Here is an 845-nt window from a genome sequence, read left to right on the forward strand (position 1 = left end):
GGATTTTCCCGAATTGCCTGCTCGGTGATCCGATACCGGGCTGCCAGCAGCCCCAGCGCTTTCTCGGCATTGCCTTCACGTGCTGCCAGCAGCACTTGCTGACGCAGGCCATGACTGGCATCCCACCTTGTCTTTCCACGCAAGCGCTTGAGCACCACGGCATTGACCGACTGGGCGGTGAGGTCGGTGATATCGGCCATGGCCGGGAAACGACCGGCCAGGCCCTCGACCACATTGTCGCTGGCGCCGAACAGACTGCCGATCGAGTCGGCCTTGTCCTTGAACGGGTTGAACGGTGCCAGGGCTGTGTACAGCGGGCTGTCGTGCTGATCCAGCCACTGTTCCAGGCGTTTGAAGCGTCGATCCTGGTCTTCGGTACCGGGTGTTGGCTGACCCATTGGATTGATTATCAGCGCCAGAGATATTTCCAGGCCGCGGGCGGAGAGGCGTTCGTCACGGTCGTAGCAGGCCAGCGCCGCAGCAAGGCTGTAGGGATTATTGACAGCAGCGGCCTCCGCCGTGGCCAGCCAGACGTCGTGATCGTTGCTGGCTTGCAAGGCCAGCTTGCGCAGACTTGCAAGCCGCTCTTCCAGCGCATCGCGTTCAGCGAGAAAGCGCAGGTATTTGGCGGTATCGATGCGCTGTGCCAGGCGTGCGCCGCCGGGGGAATAGTCCTGGTGGGTGAGGGCCTCGAAGCGTGCCGCTGCCGGAGCAAGCTCGGGGCCGCGGCGTTCCGTGTTGATCCTGAAGGCGGCCAGCTCCGGTGACGGTGCATCGGCCGGGTACAGGCTTTCCAGCGTCTTGTTCAGCAGCATGCCCACCAGGTTGCGATGGTGGAAATCGCG

At 63.2% G+C, this 845-nt stretch carries 1 pseudogene; it reads right to left on the minus strand.

The features are described from left to right. Nucleotides 1–845: pseudogene (locus HP547_RS29025) on the minus strand (hypothetical protein); the annotation flags it as partial.

Origin of the sequence: Pseudomonas sp. CM27, assembly GCF_013179515.1 — a bacterium.
Lineage (GTDB): Bacteria > Pseudomonadota > Gammaproteobacteria > Pseudomonadales > Pseudomonadaceae > Aquipseudomonas.